13 protein-coding genes and 1 tRNA gene are annotated in these 16,045 nt (G+C 68.0%); 8 read left to right on the forward strand and 6 right to left on the reverse strand.

Annotation, left to right across the window (positions count from 1 at the left end):
• Positions 1 to 98: 98 nt before the first annotated feature.
• Both HQ325_RS09835 and nudC read left to right on the forward strand, forming a co-directional pair.
• Positions 99 to 1,169, forward strand: coding sequence for a TrkA family potassium uptake protein (locus HQ325_RS09835; RefSeq protein WP_222628489.1), 1,071 nt, complete (start codon positions 99 to 101; stop codon positions 1,167 to 1,169).
• Positions 1,170 to 1,256: 87 nt separating this feature from the next.
• Entirely contained in the window at positions 1,257 to 2,132 is an 876-nt protein-coding gene (gene nudC, locus HQ325_RS09840) for an NAD(+) diphosphatase (protein WP_222629173.1), read from the forward strand.
• 20 nt (positions 2,133 to 2,152) lie between these two features.
• Here nudC and HQ325_RS09845 read toward each other — a convergent pair whose 3' ends face one another.
• On the reverse strand, positions 2,153 to 2,380 hold the full coding sequence (locus tag HQ325_RS09845) for a mycoredoxin (protein WP_204870356.1): 228 nt from the start codon (positions 2,378 to 2,380) through the stop codon (positions 2,153 to 2,155).
• Positions 2,381 to 2,516: 136 nt separating this feature from the next.
• On the opposite strand from HQ325_RS09845, the gene HQ325_RS09850 reads away from it, so the two are divergent.
• From HQ325_RS09850 to HQ325_RS09860, 3 genes are all read left to right on the forward strand, one after another.
• A complete protein-coding gene (locus HQ325_RS09850; RefSeq protein WP_222628491.1) occupies positions 2,517 to 4,646 on the forward strand; it encodes an ATP-dependent DNA helicase UvrD2 in 2,130 nt (709 codons plus the stop codon).
• An 89-nt stretch (positions 4,647 to 4,735) separates the two neighbouring features.
• Positions 4,736 to 4,993 (forward strand): hypothetical protein, encoded by a 258-nt coding sequence (locus HQ325_RS09855; RefSeq protein WP_222628492.1) that lies wholly within the window; start codon positions 4,736 to 4,738, stop codon positions 4,991 to 4,993.
• A gap of 151 nt (positions 4,994 to 5,144) precedes the next feature.
• Positions 5,145 to 5,489 (forward strand): WhiB family transcriptional regulator, encoded by a 345-nt coding sequence (locus HQ325_RS09860; RefSeq protein WP_374107200.1) that lies wholly within the window; start codon positions 5,145 to 5,147, stop codon positions 5,487 to 5,489.
• Positions 5,490 to 5,512: 23 nt separating this feature from the next.
• Here the strand turns inward: HQ325_RS09860 and HQ325_RS09865 are convergent, their stop codons facing one another.
• The 3 genes from HQ325_RS09865 to HQ325_RS09875 all read right to left on the reverse strand — a co-directional run bounded on the left by HQ325_RS09865 (position 5,513) and on the right by HQ325_RS09875 (position 9,291).
• Positions 5,513 to 6,823, reverse strand: a complete 1,311-nt coding sequence (locus HQ325_RS09865) for an AarF/ABC1/UbiB kinase family protein (protein ID WP_222628494.1) — start codon at positions 6,821 to 6,823, stop codon at positions 5,513 to 5,515.
• Positions 6,824 to 6,906: 83 nt separating this feature from the next.
• Positions 6,907 to 7,788: a hypothetical protein gene (locus HQ325_RS09870; protein ID WP_222628496.1), complete on the reverse strand. Its 882-nt coding sequence runs from the start codon at positions 7,786 to 7,788 to the stop codon at positions 6,907 to 6,909.
• A 123-nt stretch (positions 7,789 to 7,911) separates the two neighbouring features.
• A complete protein-coding gene (locus HQ325_RS09875) occupies positions 7,912 to 9,291 on the reverse strand; it encodes a zinc-dependent metalloprotease (RefSeq protein ID WP_222628499.1) in 1,380 nt (459 codons plus the stop codon).
• Between the two features lie 133 nt (positions 9,292 to 9,424).
• On the opposite strand from HQ325_RS09875, the gene HQ325_RS09880 reads away from it, so the two are divergent.
• Positions 9,425 to 10,450, forward strand: a complete 1,026-nt coding sequence (locus HQ325_RS09880) for a PDZ domain-containing protein (protein WP_222628502.1) — start codon at positions 9,425 to 9,427, stop codon at positions 10,448 to 10,450.
• 17 nt (positions 10,451 to 10,467) lie between these two features.
• On the opposite strand, the gene HQ325_RS09885 is transcribed toward HQ325_RS09880, so the two are convergent.
• Positions 10,468 to 11,106 carry a PPA1309 family protein gene (locus HQ325_RS09885; protein ID WP_308014328.1) on the reverse strand — a complete coding sequence of 213 codons (639 nt, stop codon included), beginning with the start codon at positions 11,104 to 11,106 and terminating at the stop codon, positions 10,468 to 10,470.
• A 178-nt stretch (positions 11,107 to 11,284) separates the two neighbouring features.
• On the opposite strand from HQ325_RS09885, the gene HQ325_RS09890 reads away from it, so the two are divergent.
• Positions 11,285 to 14,296 carry a UPF0182 family protein gene (locus HQ325_RS09890; RefSeq protein WP_222628506.1) on the forward strand — a complete coding sequence of 1,004 codons (3,012 nt, stop codon included), beginning with the start codon at positions 11,285 to 11,287 and terminating at the stop codon, positions 14,294 to 14,296.
• A gap of 656 nt (positions 14,297 to 14,952) precedes the next feature.
• On the opposite strand, the gene HQ325_RS09895 is transcribed toward HQ325_RS09890, so the two are convergent.
• Positions 14,953 to 15,483 carry a transglycosylase family protein gene (locus HQ325_RS09895; protein WP_222628530.1) on the reverse strand — a complete coding sequence of 177 codons (531 nt, stop codon included), beginning with the start codon at positions 15,481 to 15,483 and terminating at the stop codon, positions 14,953 to 14,955.
• A 462-nt stretch (positions 15,484 to 15,945) separates the two neighbouring features.
• Between HQ325_RS09895 and HQ325_RS09900 the strand changes: the two genes are divergently transcribed.
• A tRNA-Met gene (locus HQ325_RS09900) sits at positions 15,946 to 16,022 on the forward strand.
• Positions 16,023 to 16,045 lie beyond the last annotated feature (23 nt).

Below are 16,045 nucleotides of genomic sequence, written 5' to 3' on the forward strand. Positions count from 1 at the left end.
CAGCGGCTGATGGGGGTCGGCGGCTCGATGCTCCGATACAGTCACGGCAGCCGACGAGGCGGATCGACGACCACGAGCGACGGACGAGGACCACATTCATGGCAGGACGGTTGCGGAATCGGCTGCTGAACACCGACACCGGACTCACGGATCGCCCGGACTTCGCACTGGTGGGTGTCCTGCGCATCCCGGAGTTCGAGCAGAGTCCCTGGCGGGCCATCTATCAGCGCATACTCATCGCGCTCGCCACGCTCTTCGTGGCCGCCATGGTCGTCTACGTCGACCGGGACGGGTACGCCGACAACCAGGACAATCAGCTGTCCTTCCTCGACGCCTTCTATTACACGACCGTGTCGCTGTCGACCACCGGTTACGGCGACATCGCGCCCATCACCCCGTCCGCGCGTCTGGTGAACATCCTGGTCATCACGCCGCTGCGCGTCTTCTTCCTGATCCTGCTCGTCGGTACCACCCTGTCAGTGCTCACCGAACGTTCGCGCCAGGCGTTCAAGATTCAGCGATGGAGGCGCAACGTGCGCAATCACACCGTGGTCGTCGGGTACGGCACGAAGGGTCGCACCGCGATCGCCGCGATGCTGGGCGACGGGGTGTCGGCCTCGGACATCGTGGTCGTCGACACCGATCAGTCCTCTCTGGACGCGGCGAGCAACCTGGGCCTGGTGACCGTGCAGGGCTCGGCCACCCGGTCGGACGTCCTGCGTCTGACCGGTGCCCAGTACGCCGCGTCGATCATCGTCGCGACCAACCGGGACGACACCGCGGTGCTGGTGACGCTCACGGCGCGTGAGATCGCGCCCAAGGCGAAGATCGTGGCTGCGGTGCGCGAGGCGGAGAACGTGCATCTCCTACGCCAGTCGGGCGCGGATTCCGTGGTGGTCTCCTCCGAGACCGCCGGGCGACTGCTGGGCATCGCGACGACCACGCCGAGCGTCGTGGAGATGATGGAGGACCTGCTGACGCCCGAGGCGGGCTTCGCGATCGCCGAGCGCGAGGTCGAACGCGACGAGGTCGGCGGATCGCCCCGCCACCTGTCCGACATCGTGCTCGGTGTCGTCCGCGACGGTCGACTGGTGCGTGTCGGTTCGCCCGAGGTCGATGCGATCGAGGCGGACGACAGACTGCTCTACATTCGACGCGTCTCCAACTGACCAGCCGCACTGCGGTGCACCGGATCTGCCACCGTCGGACCCGGTCAGTAGGGTCGTGACGTGTCCTTCCGACTTCTGTCCGAGCCCATGCTCTCGCGTTCCCCGATCGACCGCGCCGAGGAACTGCGTCGCGACGACGCGGCACTCGCCGCAGGGTGGCCCACTGCACGGTTGTTGCGGGTGGACAGCCAGGGTCGCGTGCCGGTGGAGGCCGGACGGGTGGCGCTAGTTCCGGCCGTCGACACGGCGGACTCGCCGCCGGAGGACGCGGTGTTCCTGGGAGTCGTCGACGACCACCACGTCTGGGCGGTCTCCGTCTCCGCACTCGCCGGCGAGGTGACGGATCTGCGGTCGTTCGGCGACGTCCTCACGGAGTCGTCGGCGGGGCTGGTCGTGACGGCGGTGGCGTTGTTGAACTGGCACCGGTCTGCCGCGTTCAGTGCGCGCGACGGATCACCGACCGTGCTCTCGTCGGCGGGGTGGTCCCGCACCAGCACCCTCACGGGCCACGAGGAGTGGCCTCGGTCCGACCCGGCGATCATCGTCCTCGTGCACGACGGGGCGGACCGTGTCCTCCTCGCTCGCCAGCCGATGTGGCCGGAGCGTCGGATGTCGGTGCTCGCCGGTTTCGTGGAGGCGGGGGAGTCGCTCGAGACGTGCGTGGGCCGCGAGGTGGGCGAGGAGGTCGGACTCGACGTGTCCGACATCACGTACCTCGGCAGTCAGCCCTGGCCGTTCCCGCGCTCGGTGATGATCGGGTTCGCGGCGCGCGCGGATGCTGCCCAGCCGTTGTCGTTCAACGACGGCGAGATCGCCGAAGCACGATGGTTCACGCGCGACGAGGTGCGCACCGCCCTCGCCGCCGGGGACTGGAGCGCCTCCGAGGATGCTCCGCTCCTGCTGCCGGGAAGCATTTCCATCGCCCGCGCGATGCTGGAGTCGTGGGCGGCGCTCGAGTCCTGACGAACGCGAGCGCCGACGGCTCAGTTCAGGCCGATGGCCTTCTTGACCTGCGCGAGGCTGGGGTTCGTCGCGGTGGACCCGTCGGCGAACTTCAGCGTCGGCACGACGTGGTTACCGTTGTTGACGCTCCCGACGAACTCCGCGGACGCGGGATCCTTCTCGATGTCGATCTCCGTGTAGGCGATGCCGTTCTCGTCGAGCTGGGTCTTGAGACGCCGGCAGTAGCCGCACCAGGTCGTCGAGTACATCGTCACTGCGGGCACGTGGGCTGCGTCTTTCTGCTGTGCTGTGGTCACGCCACTCTCAACGCGGAGTCACCGACAGTTGTTCCGACCGGACGGTGGGCGCGCCGGCGGTGTCGGTGCGGGCTGACATGATGGCCACGTGAACGACAGGGATGCGGTGGAGGGTCTCGACCCCGAACAGTCGGCCGCCGTGCTCGCTCCGCGAGGCCCCGTGTGTGTGCTCGCGGGTGCAGGAACCGGCAAGACCAGAACGATCACCCGTCGCATCGCCCACCTCGTCGCGGACGGGCACGTCAAGCCGAGTCAGGTCCTCGCTGTGACATTCACGGCGCGGGCTGCGGGCGAGATGCGCGAACGGCTCCGCGTCCTCGGCATACGGGGGCAGTCGTCCGACGGGCAGGTGCAGGCGCGCACGTTCCACGCCGCCGCGATGCGGCAGCTCAAGTACTTCTGGCCGCAGGTCGTGGGCAACACGGACTGGCGTCTGCTGGACCGCAAGTTCGGCGTCGTCGGGCAGGCCGCCTCCGCTGCCGGCGTCTCGACGTCCACCGACAGTGTCCGCGACCTGGCGGGTGAGATCGAGTGGGCCAAGGCCTCGCTGATCGCGCCCGAGGACTATCCGGCCGCCGCCGCACGGCTGCACCGCGACACCCCGACCGACGCGGATCGTGTCGCCGCGGTCTACGAGGGATACGAGGAACTCAAGAACCGCGATCCCGACGCGGTGCTCCTGGACTTCGACGATCTGCTGCTGCACACGGCGGCGGCGCTCGAGAACAGCCCGTCCGTCGCGCAGGAGTTCCGCGAGCGGTACCGGTGCTTCGTCGTGGACGAGTACCAGGACGTCACTCCGCTCCAGCAGCGTGTGCTGGACGCCTGGCTGGGCGATCGGGACGATCTGACGGTCGTCGGCGACGCCAACCAGACCATCTACTCGTTCACCGGGGCCACGCCGCGGTTCCTGCTCGACTTCTCGCGCCGCTTCCCGGAGGCCACGGTGGTACGCCTCGAGCGCGACTACCGGTCCACGCCGGAGGTCGTCGGCCTCGCCAACAAGGTCATCGGCGCGGCGAAGGGCCGCATCGCCGGCACACGGCTCCAGCTCATCGGACAGCGCGCGGCGGGACCGGACCCCACGTTCGTGGAGTACGACGACGAGGTGTCGGAGGCGGCGGGTGCCGCTCGCACCATTCAACGGTTGATCCGTACCGGCACGGCGCCGTCCGAGATCGCCGTGCTCTACCGCATCAACGCTCATTCCGAGGCGCACGAGAAGGCGCTGACGGATCTCGCGATCCCCTATCAGATCCGCGGCGGCGAGAGCTTCTTCCAGCGACAGGACGTCCGGTCGGCCGTCGCCGCCGTTCGGTCGAGTGCCGCCCGGGACGACCTGCCGTCCGACGCGCGCAGCGGGGCCGGCCTGCCCCGGCTCGTGGAGGCGGTGCTGGCTCCGCTGGGGCTGTCGGCGACGGAGCCCACCGGCGCCCAGGCGCGTGAGAAGTGGGCTGCGTTGCGGGCTCTCGTCGCGCTGACCGAGGACCTCGTCGTCCAGGTACCCGATCTCGATCTCGAAGGACTGGTGCGCGAGTTCGCGATGCGCGCGGAGGCCCGGCACCCACCGGTGGTGGAGGGGGTGACGTTGGCATCACTGCATGCCGCGAAGGGTCTCGAGTGGGACGCGGTCTTCCTCGTCGGTCTCACCGACGGCACCCTGCCCATCAGTCATGCTCTGGGAGACAACAACTCGTCGCCCGACGAGGCCGCGGTGGAGGAGGAGCGTCGCCTGTTGTACGTGGGTGTGACCCGCGCTCGGGAGCACCTCGAATTGTCCTGGGCGCTGGCCCGTAACGAGGGCGGTCGCAAATCGCGTCGGCGTTCGCGGTTCCTGGTCGACCTGGTTCCCGAGTCGTCGCCCGCGTCGCGCATCGCCACACCCACCGTCCACAAGAAGCGGCCGGTGTGCCGTGTGTGCGGCAAGCCCGTCATCGGCACGGTGGCCACCATGCTCGGCCGGTGCGAGAACTGCCCGTCCGACGTCGACATCGCTCTGCTCGAATCCCTGCGGACCTGGCGGTCGGAGACGTCGAAGGCGCTCAAGGTTCCGGCCTACGTGGTCTTCAGTGACAACACGCTGACCGCCATCGCGGAGCAACGGCCACGCGACGATCGCGGGCTCGTCGCGATCCCGGGTATCGGGGCGAAGAAGCTCGAGCGGTTCGGAGCCGATGTGCTGGCCCTCGTCGACGCCCGTCTCTCCGCTTCCGACTGAGCGTATCGCCGCAGGTGGAAAAAGGGTTGTGCGGTCTGAGGCACCCGTTTACTGTGTATTTCGTACCGCGCGCCCCGTGAGGGTTTCCGGTGCGTGACCTGCTCGATTCCGACTCGCCGCCGAAGGAGGTGTCACCCGTGGAGATCTACACCACCGCAGCGCTTCTGCAGCAGAAGTCTGCCGTCTGCAGCACCGGCATGAACGAAGCCGGAGCAGGCGCAGTCGCCGAAGCAATCGCACTGAGCACGACCGGTTTCGGAGTGGCACCTTTGCCGCGCCGTCACCGCGAGCGCTGGGCGCATCGCGCATCCGTGGGCACCGGAGTCGATCGGGACATCACTCGATAGGCACCGCACAGCATTCCTTCGTCGAAGGCCACGGATTCGCACCTGCGAACCGTGGCCTTCGTCGTGGGACACCCCTCGACGCCGTTCACGGATCTCGCCAGATCTGTCGAGTTCGACACCACCGTGAATCGCAGCAGAAGAGGAGAACGACGTGTCACCCGCCACCACCCGGACGACATGCCGCACCGACGACACCACGACCGACCGGTCCGTGGCCGGCATCGACGACTTCGTCGCAGATCAGTTGCCGTGCCGCCGAGCCGATCCGGATCTCTGGTTCGCCGAGTCACCCGACCGTCTCGAACGCGCCAAGCAGCTGTGCGCACACTGCCCCATCAGGTCGGGGTGCCTCGATGCGGCGCTCGACCGCGCGGAGCCGTGGGGAGTATGGGGCGGCGAGATCTTCGATCAGGGAGTCGTCATCGCGCGCAAGCGGTCTCGGGGCCGCCCCCGCAAGAACCCGGTCGCACCCGCACCGTCCGTCGTCTGTGCTTGACGGTCGGTGCGGGTGTCGCCCGGCTATTCGGCGAACCCGGGCATCCACTCGGTGAGAATCGCCATGTACGGAGCATTCGCGTCGAGCTGGGCGCAGATGCCCACCGAACCCAGGAGAACGCGGAAGATCACCGCGTACCGCGGCGGCAGATTCAGGGACCGGGCCGTACGGAACTGCGGGCCGTTGAAGTCCGCGGCTTTACCTGCCGTGCCCTGCAACCACTTTCGGGTGAAGTGGAACGACTCGGTCTTGATCGGATCGGTGAACGGGCGGAGATAGTCGGCGATCTCCTGCTCGGTGACCTCGCGGCCGGGAATCACGAATCCCGTCTCGCGCAGCAGTTCCGTCAGCTCGTCGAACTCCTCGTCGCGCGAGAGTCGCACCATCCGACCGAGTTCCGGGGGCAGACCGTCGGGAAGAGTGAGGCACGCACCGAAGTCGATGACACCGAGTCTGCCGTCGCCGAGCAGCTTGAAGTTTCCGGGGTGCGGATCCCCATGGATGCGGCGGACGCGTTCCGCCGATTCGAAATGGAAGCGGGCCAGGTTCTCGCCGGCGGTGTTGCGCTGCTCCGCGGTTCCGGTGGCGATGACGGAGGAGAGGGACGTTCCCTCCATCCACTCCGTGATGACCACCTTGGGGGCACTCGCGACGACACGAGGCACGGCGAATCTCTCGTCCCCGTCGTAGACCGCCGCGAACGCGCGTTGGTTCTCGCCTTCGATGCGGTAGTCGAGTTCCTCCTCCGTGCGCGCCGACATCTCGTCGAGGACGGCCTTCACGTCGGTGCCGGGCACGATGGTGCCGAGAATGCCCACGAAACGCGACAGCGTCTTGAGATCGGCCTTCAGCGCCTCGTCCGCACCGGGGTACTGAATCTTCACCGCGACGTCGCGACCGTCGGACCAGGTCGCGCGGTGCACCTGCCCGATGGAGGCCGACGCGGTGGCCGTGTCGTCGAAGTCGGAGATGCGCGAGCGCCATCCGGTGCCGAGCTGCTGATCCATCACCCGGTGGACAGTCGCGATCGGCATGGGGGGCGCTTCTGCCTGCAGCTTGGTCAACGCTTCGCGGTAGGGCTCCGCCATCTCCTCGGGTACGGCCGCCTCCATGACGCTGAGGGCCTGACCCAACTTCATCGCCCCACCCTTGAGTTCGCCGAGGACGGCGAACATCTGCTGGGCGGCCTTGGCGCTGAGTTCGGCGTCGATCTCCGCGCGATTTCCGCCCGCGAGTTTGCGCCCGAAGCCCATCGCTGCACGGCCTGCCATCCCGAGGGGGATGCTGGCCAGCTTGGCTGTCCGGGCGGAACTGCTGCGGGGGATGTCGGGCATGCCTCCATCATGTCTGACGATCGGCCGACGCGCCGCGACCGGTCGAGACCCGGCCGCGCATCCGTGACACGTCACACCGTTCCTCACCGACGAGCGCAGGTGCACAACAGGTGACGCGGCCATCGTCGTCGGCGGGTGGCCGCGGCGACGAGGTCCACCTCCAGGCTGTGCCCGACGGTCATCGGTGCGGGGGAGTCTGCCCGTGCCTCGAGGAACTCGGTGACCTGCGCGACCGCGAACGCCGCGGTGGCGGCGATGGTGGGGCCGCTCGCGGATCCGACGGTGCCGAGGAGCTGTGCGGCGAGGTGCGGCCATTCCCGGTCGTAGTCGCACCGCGTCAGCTCGACGCACTCGAGGCAGGGCGTGTGTCCGGGCAGGACGAGCGGACCCACCACGCCGACGCCGTCGCGCAGCCGCACGGGAAGGTGGGGGATGCCGTCGTCCATCAGCACTCGGGCGACCTCGGGGGCGCAGAGCACGGTGTCCGCCACCACCACGCAGTCGACATCCGCGTGTCTGTGGGGGAGTGACACGTGTCGCCGCTCAACGCGGCCCGTCGGGGACAATCCGATGGAGATCGCATCGGACAGTGGACCGCGTCCCAGAACGAGGACCGTACGGACGGCAGACGACCGCGGGCGCCGACGTCCGAGCACGCCCAGCCGTTCGAGCTCGGCCTGTACCGCGGTGAGTACTGCCGCGTCCACTCCGAGTTCGGCTGCGCGCCAGTACACGTCGGGTAACGGTCGTCGTCCGTCCAGGAGACGGAGGACCGAGGCCATGACGCCCGGTGTCACGCCCTCCGGCGGCGTGAGGACCACCCGGCGGTCGGGATGCCAGCCGACCTGGAGCCGACCGTCCCGGCGTGCGAGCAGTGTGACCGACTCGGCCAGGTACGGGAGGCCGTCCCGGTCGGCGCGTGTGCGGGCAACCTCTGGCGCGGCCTCGGCCCGTGTCTCCGTCATGCGCAGACGATGGCACGCACCGCGCCGCGGACTCTCGTGTCCACCGCCGGTTGTCCACAGGCACGCAACGCTCCGACCTGCGGCGCGGTCGAGTATGCGCCGGTAAGTCCCAGCTCGACGGAATCAGACGGGGGCGGGGCCCTCGTCGTCTCCCTCGGCCTCCTTCTCGGCCGCGCGCTTGCGCTCGAACTCCTCGAGCTGCGCGATGGGGTCGTCGAAGGAACCGGTGTCCCCGCCCACGATGCGGTCGATGAACGACGACGAGTCGTCGAGGTCCGCGGTGTCGGGCAGCAGATCGGGGTGGGCCCACACACCGTCGCGGCCGTCGATACCCGCAGCGTCGGTCAGTCGACGCCACAGATCGGCTGCTTCACGCACCTTGCGCGGTCGCAATTCGAGGCCGATGAGCGTCGCGAAGGTCTGCTCGGCCGGGCCGCCGGACGCGCGACGGCGCCGCATCGTCTCCGACAGCGCGGACGCTCCCGGCAGCCGTTCGCCCAGAGCGGTGGTGACCACCGTGTCCACCCACCCCTCGACGAGGGCCAGCAGTGTCTCGAGGCGTTCCAGAGCCGCCTTCTGCTCGAGGGTCGTCTGCGGCTCGAAAGCACCCTGCTGCAGGATCTTCTCCAGCTGGCTCGGGTCGGTGAGCGCGGACGGATCGATACCGCGTGCCGCCTCCTCGATGGCGCCGAAGTCCATCCGGATGCCGCGCGCGTACTCCTCGACGGTGGCCAGAACGCGTTGACGCAGCCACGGCACGTGCGAGTAGAGACGGTGGTGGGCGACTTCCCGCGCGGCAAGGAACACGAGTACCTCGCGCTCGGGCAGCTCGGTGCCTTCGCTGAACACCGCGACGGCGTCGGGAAGCAGCGCCGCAGTGTCCGAGGGGCCGAGCGGCAGGCCGATGTCGGTCGAGGTGAGGACCTCCTTGGCCAGCTGGCCCAGTGCCTGGCCCAGCTGTGAGCCGAACGCCATGCCGCCCATCTGACCGAGCATGCCGATCATCGGACCGACCATCTGTTGCGCCTCCGGCGGCAACGCGGAGGTCCACATGCCGGAGATCTGCTCGGCGACGGGGTCGCACAACCGCTTCCACGTGTCGAGCGTGTTGTCCAACCATTCCTGCGGAGTCCACGCCTCGGTGCGCACCGCGCCGGCCGGGAGGATGGTGGCCTCGTTCAGCCACTGCTCCGCCAGGTGCGCCGCGTCGACGACGGCGGACTTCGATCCCTCCCGCACGGGAGTGGTCGACCCGATCTGCTGGAGGGCCAGCTTCTTCGCCAGGTCGTAGTTCACCGGTCCGGACGTGGCACCGGATCCCATCCCGCTGAACATCTGACCCATCTGCGTGAACATCTGGCCGAGCGCCGCCGGATCGAAACCCTCGGCGCCGAAACCGAATCCACCGGCGCCACCTCCGGGCGTGCCGGAGCCGCCGCTCGACCCCTCGTTCTTGTCCGGGTCGTCGTCGGAATTGGAGAATCCGAAAGGCGTGTTGGTCATGGTTCAACGGTACAAGCCGAACACGGGTTCGGCGGCGATGCCGAGTGCGCCGAGCGCGAACACACCGACGCCACGGGCGACGTCGACGCGTCTCCCCGACAGCGGTGACGGTGTCGTTCTCTACTGTGGTGACGTGAATCGAAGGATCGCGACGCTCCTTGTCGCTCTGTTGCCGGTGGTCGTCCTCGGAGTTCTGGGATCTGCGGTCACCGTTCCGTTCGCGGCCCTCGGGCCCGGACCGACGTTCGACACCCTCGGTGAGGTGGACGGCAAGCCCGTCGTGGACGTCCAGGGCACTGACGTCGATCGGCCGTCCGGCCACCTGAACATGACGACCGTGGCGGTGCGGGACGAGTTGACGGTGTTCGACGCCCTCGGCCTCTGGCTCAGCGGCAGGCAGGGGCTGGTCCCGCGCGACGAGATCTACCCGCCCGATCGCAGCCGAGAAGAGGTCGAGAACGCCAACCAGGCGGACTTCGCGGAATCCGAGGACAGTGCGGAACTCGCCGCCTTGGATCACCTCGGACTGCCCACGGTGCTCACGGTCGCGCAGATCGGCGACGACAGCCCCGCGGCGGGCGTCCTCGAGGAGGGTGATCGGGTGACCGCGATCGACGGCGCGCCCGTGTCCACTGTGGCCGACGTCCAGAAGGCTGTCGGTGCCGTGAATCCCGGCACGACCATCTCGGTGGACATCACGCGGGACGGCGCGACGACGACGGAGAACGTCACCGTCGCCGCCCGTCCCGACGACGCCGAGCGCGGCTACCTCGGCATCACGCCGGAAGAGACACCGGACGTGCCGTTCACCGTCGAGTTCAATCTCGCGGACGTCGGCGGCCCGTCCGCCGGACTGATGTTCTCCCTGGCGGTCGTGGACAAGCTCAGTCCCGGTGACCTCAGTGGGGGCGCCTTCGTCGCAGGCACGGGAACGATCGACGCCGACGGAGCTGTCGGTCCCATCGGCGGGATCCCGTACAAGTTGGTCGCCGCACGCGAGGCCGGCGCGACGATCTTCCTCGTTCCCGCGGACAACTGCGCCGAGGCGGCGCCGCGGACGCCGGAGGGTCTGCGACTGGTCAAGGTCACGAGTCTGGACGATGCGATCGGGTCGCTCGACGCTCTGGCCGGTGGGGGAGACGCCCCGTCCTGCTCGTGACGATCCGGGTGCGAACGCTAGTAGTCCTCGTCCTCGGGATCCGCGTCGAGCGTGGCGTGCAGCGCCGCGACGACGTTCGGTGCGAGGTTCTCGTAGGTCAGTAGCTCCGGCGCCTCGTCGAAACCGCTGTCGTCCTCGTTCTCGGGACGCAGCTGCAGCAGAGCGATGGACGGACCGTCCCGGAGCACAGCGACGATCAGCCGCCCGTCGCGTCGGTCGGGATGCTCCTCGGCCGTGAGACGCGCGGCCTGGTCCGCCGCGTCACGATCCGCCAGGAGCGGAGCGAGAGCGCTGTCGAGATCCGATTCCGCCTCGGGCGGCAACACGACGATCTCCTCGACCAGTGCGCACCCGGCGACGGAGGCCGGCCACGTGGTCGTGCCGAGAAACTCGTCGAGCGCGTGCGATCCGCCCGCGACGTCGGCGGGCAACCGCTCCTGGGCGACAGGGGTCAGGTCGGCGCCGTCCTCGAGCTGGTCGAGCAGGCTCGGTTCCGCGGCCGCCAGGTCCTCGGTCGGGACCAATGCGAACAACTGGGGCCCCTGGTCCCACCCGCCGGCGTCCACGTAGTCGACGACCTCGCGCACACAGCGGGCGAGGGCGCGTTCGGCGCGGGCGTCCCCTGATTCGGGGTCGAACCACTCGCTCCCGGTCACGATGCATCCTCGTTGTCACTCACCGCTCCATCCTCGCATCGAGGGCTACAGTCATGGACGTCGCCACGGCGGGACACTCCGCGTTCGAGGGTGTCCGTACAGTGGTCGAAAACGGACATGTGGTGTCGTCACGGTGGTGTCACGAGGCGACGGCGCGCGAGATCTTGGAGTGTGGCACGTGGGCATGAGGCCCCCAACCGGTTTACCGTCGTTGTCGAGACGGAGCCGTACGTTACTGGTCCTGGCGTTGGTTCTGGCCGCGCTGTTGCTCATCGGTCCCCGGTTGGTGGACACGTACACGGACTGGTTGTGGTTCGGGGAGGTCGGCTTCCGCAACGTCTTCACGACGGTGCTCCTCACCCGCGTGATCACGTTCCTCGTCGTCGCTCTGCTGGTGGGCGGCACGGTGTTCGGTGCCCTCACCGTCGCCTACCGGTCCCGCCCGGTCTTCGTGCCCACGGCCGGTCCGAACGATCCCATCGCTCGCTACCGCACCACCGTCATGTCGCGTCTGCGCGTGTTCGGTATCGGCATCCCGGTCGTCATCGGGTTGCTGTCCGGCCTTGTCGCACAAGGCAACTGGGTCACGGTGCAGATGTTCCTGCACGGTGGATCGTTCGGAGTCCAGGATCCGCAGTTCAACCTGGACGTCGGCTTCTACGCCTTCGATCTGCCGTTCTACCGGTCGATCCTCAACTGGCTCTTCGTCGCCGTCGTCATCGCCTTCTTCGCGGCACTGGTCACCCACTACATCTTCGGGGGCCTGCGCCTCAGCGGCCGCGAGGGTGCGCTGACCAAGTCGGCGCGCATCCAGTTGGCCGTGCTCGCCGGAACGTTCGTCGTCCTCAAGGCGGTGGCGTACTGGTTCGATCGCTACGCGCTCTTGTCGAGCAGCCGTAAGGAGCCCACGTTCACGGGCCCCGGCTTCACCGACATCAATGCCGTTCTGCCCGCGAAGCTCATTCTTCTGGCCATCGCCGTCATCTGTGCGGGCGCGTTCTTCGCGGCCATCTTCCTGCGCGATCTCCGGATCCCGGCACTCGCCACCGCACTTCTGGTGCTGTCGTCGATCCTCGTCGGCGCCGTCTGGCCGCTGGTCGTCGAGCAGTTCTCGGTGCGCCCCAACGCTGCCGACAAGGAGCGGGCGTACATCGAACGGAACATCGAGGCCACCCGAGCCGCCTACGGGATCACGGACGAGAAGGTGACGTACGAGGACTACTCGGGAGACGGCACAGCGTCTCCGCGTGACGTTCCGGCGGATCAGACCACCATCGCCAACACCCGTTTGCTGGATCCGAACGTGTTGTCTCGCACTTTCACCCAGCAGCAGCAGCTCAAGAACTTCTACGGATTCCCGTCCACGCTGGACGTGGATCGGTACGAGATCGACGGTGAGCTGCAGGACTACATCGTCGCGGCACGAGAGCTGGAACCAGCCAGCCTGTCCGGAAACCAGACCGACTGGATCAACCGCCACACCGTCTACACCCACGGGAACGGCTTCGTCGCCGCACCGGCGAACAGGGTCAACGCGGCAGTGCAGGAGGGATCCGCCGGCGACTCGAACAGCAACTCGGGATACCCGATCTACACGGTCAGCGACCTCGCGTCGCAGGCCGCGGGTGACCAGGTCATTCCAGTGGACCAGCCGCGTATCTACTACGGCGAGGTCATCGCGTCGGTGAACCCCGACTACGCCATCGTCGGTGGCAGCGAGGGCTCGGACGGTCGCGAATACGACACCGACACCTCGCGCTACACCTACACGGGTTCGGGTGGCGTCAGCATCGGCAACTGGTTCAACCGGTTGGCGTTCGCGGCGAAGTACACCGAGCGCAACATCCTCTTCTCGGGCGCCATCGGCGACGACTCCAAGATCATCTTCAACCGTGATCCCCGTGAGCGCGTCCAGAAGGTCGCACCGTGGCTCACTGCGGACGGCAACTCCTACCCGGCTGTCGTCGGGGGGAAGATCGTCTGGATCGTCGACGCGTACACCACGCTGGACCAGTACCCCTACGCGCAGCGCAGCTCGCTCGAGGGCCTGGTGCAGGACAGCATCGACGCGAACACCGGTCGACTGCTCCCACGTGATGAGGTGTCCTACATCCGTAACTCGGTCAAGGCCACAGTCGACGCCTACGACGGGTCGGTGAACCTGTACCAGGTGGACGACAACGATCCCGTCCTCGCGGCGTGGATGGGTGCGTTCCCGGGCGCGGTGCAGCCCGAGTCGGCGATCTCCGACGAACTGCGTCAGCACTTCCGCTACCCCGAGGATCTGTTCAAGGTCCAGCGCGAGATGCTCGCCAAGTACCACGTCAACGATCCCGGCGAGTTCTTCACCAACAACGCGTTCTGGTCGGTACCGAGTGACCCGACGATCGAAGGCGGCACCAACCTCAACCAGCCTCCGTACTACGTGCTCATCGGCGATCCGGATACGGGGCAACCGTCGTTCAGGCTGACCAGCGCCATGGTGGGCTTCAACCGCGAATTGTTGTCGGCATACATCTCGGTCAAGTCCGATCCCGACGGCTATGGAGAGTTCACGGTGTTGCAGTTGCCCACCGCAACGCAGACTCAGGGGCCGCAACAGGCCCAGAACTCGATGATCTCGGACACCCGGGTGGCGTCCGACAGGACACTTCTCCAACAGTCCAACCGCATCCAGTACGGCAATCTGCTGACGCTGCCCATCGCCAACGGCGGAATTCTGTACGTCGAGCCGCTGTACACCGAGCGCAACACGACGAACACGTCGACGTTCCCGCAGCTCTCACGCGTTCTCGTGAGCTATCGCGAGCCGGGCGCTGGTGGCGGTGTCCGTGTCGGATACTCACCGACACTGGCCGGTGCGCTGGAGCAGGTGTTCGGTGCCGAGACCGGAAACGTTGCCACGGCTCCCGGCGGCGACGCGGCTACTCCTCAGGCAGAGGAGGAGGTCGGTTCACCGAACTTGGGGAACACGGGCTCAACTCCGACTCAAGGTCAGGGCACCCCGGCGCCGTCCACTCCTTCGACGAGTGCACCTGCGCCCGCTGACAGGGGTGCAGCGGTGACCAACCTGGATGCCGCGCTGGAAGCAGTGCGGACCGCGCAGCAGTCGGGTGACTTCGCCCAGCTCGGTACCGCGTTCGACAACCTGCAGCGCGCGATCGACCAGTACAACAGCACCGGCGGTTAGTCGCCTCTGCTCCACGCGACGCCCCGCCCTCGATTCACGAGGGCGGGGCGTCGCTGTGTGGCGGCTTGGCTGCGCGCGCACCCTGTGTGGTGGCCGCGCACCCTTTCCAGTCGGCTGCTGGGGGTGTGCACTCCCCGTGCAGTGCCGGTGCGTACTGGCTCGGCGAGAACACCCCGCGCTGTCCGGCCGAGCGGACACCCGTTGTGGTGGCCGCGCACCCTTTTCCAGTCGGCTGCTGGGGGTGTGGGGTGCGCAGAAGGCGTGTGCACACCCCGTGCAGCGCCGGTGCGTGGTGGCGCGACGAGGGCGCGCCGGGCTGTCGGGCGGAGCGGACACCCGTTGTGGTGGCCGCGCACCCTTTCCAGTCGGCTGCTAAGGGTGTGGGGTGCGCGGAGGGGGTGTGCACACCCCGTGCAGCGCCGGTGCGTGGTGGCGCGACGAGGGCGCGCCGGGCTGTCGGGCCGGAGCGGACACCCTTTGTGGTGGCCGCACACCCTTTCCAGTCGGCTGCTAAGGGTGTGCGGTGTACGGAAGGGGTGTGCACACCCCGTGCAGCGCCGGTGCGTGGTGGCGCGACAGCACGCACCCACCGCACACGACGAAGCGGACGCACCCGATGATCGGGTGCGTCCGCTTCAGACGTTCGAGAGGATGCTCTAGCGAGCGAGTCCCGCGAGGACGCCGGAGTTGGCGGCCACGAAGTCCTGGTACTGCTGGCCGACGCCGTACTGCTGGGCCAGCGCTGCGCCCTGCTCGACGACGGACTGCACGGGTGCCGGTGCGGCGGGTGCAGCCGGGGCGGGAGCGGGTGCCGGCGCAGGTGCCTCGGCGACCGACGTGGTGCCCGACGAGAGGTATTGGCCGCAGGTGGGCCATGCGCCGACGCCCTGGGTCGCGAGAACGTTCTCGGCGACGCGGATCTGCTCAGCCTTGGAAGCGCTGGACGCGGTGCCGGAGCCGCCGTTGGCCGCCCAGGTGCTCTGCGAGAACTGCAGGCCACCGTAGTAGCCGTTGCCGGTGTTGATGCCCCAGTTGCCGCCGCTCTCGCACTGTGCGACGCCGTCCCAGTTGTGGGCGGGTGCTGCGGAGGCGGTTCCGGTGCTCAGGACGAGCGGTGCGGCGACGACGGCGCCGGTGACGGCGGCCCATCCGAGCGCGCGGGTGGTGAAGTTACGTGCAGTGGTCATGCGGGGTAGATCCTCTCAGCGCTGGTCGACGTGAGCGCGCAGGCGAGTGACGCCTGCATTCGCTCGAATCCCTGCCCCCATCGAGTCGGGTCTCCGATCCCGCGGGGCAGAAGAATCCAGCGGCGGGTCGGCCTGGCCCTTGTTTCGGGCCGAGCGCGACGGTAACGAAACAATCACGAGCCGTCACCCGGCCCTCTCGCGAGGTCGGAAACGGGCGAGATGGTGGGTTCGCGACATCTCTGCAGGTCATGACGGATGACAACCGTCTCGTGTCCTCTTCGTGACCCCATCGTTATGTGAGGGGGAACACGGGTGAAAAGAGACCGCGGTCACCCTCCGAGGCTCGATCTCGTTGCTCAGCAGGCGATTTGCAATTCACCGACGCCGTCCGGTAACTTCTTGTTCAGCAAGAACGCAGTACAGCTTGCACCGCAGACGGAGCCGCAAGGTTCTCGACGCTGACGCGGGGTGGAGCAGCTCGGTAGCTCGCTGGGCTCATAACCCAGAGGTCGCAGGTTCAAATCCTGTCCCCGCTACCACCACGAAAGGCCCGACAGTCCCA

Origin of the sequence: Rhodococcus sp. BP-349 (assembly GCF_019835845.1) — a bacterium.
GTDB lineage: Bacteria > Actinomycetota > Actinomycetes > Mycobacteriales > Mycobacteriaceae > Rhodococcoides.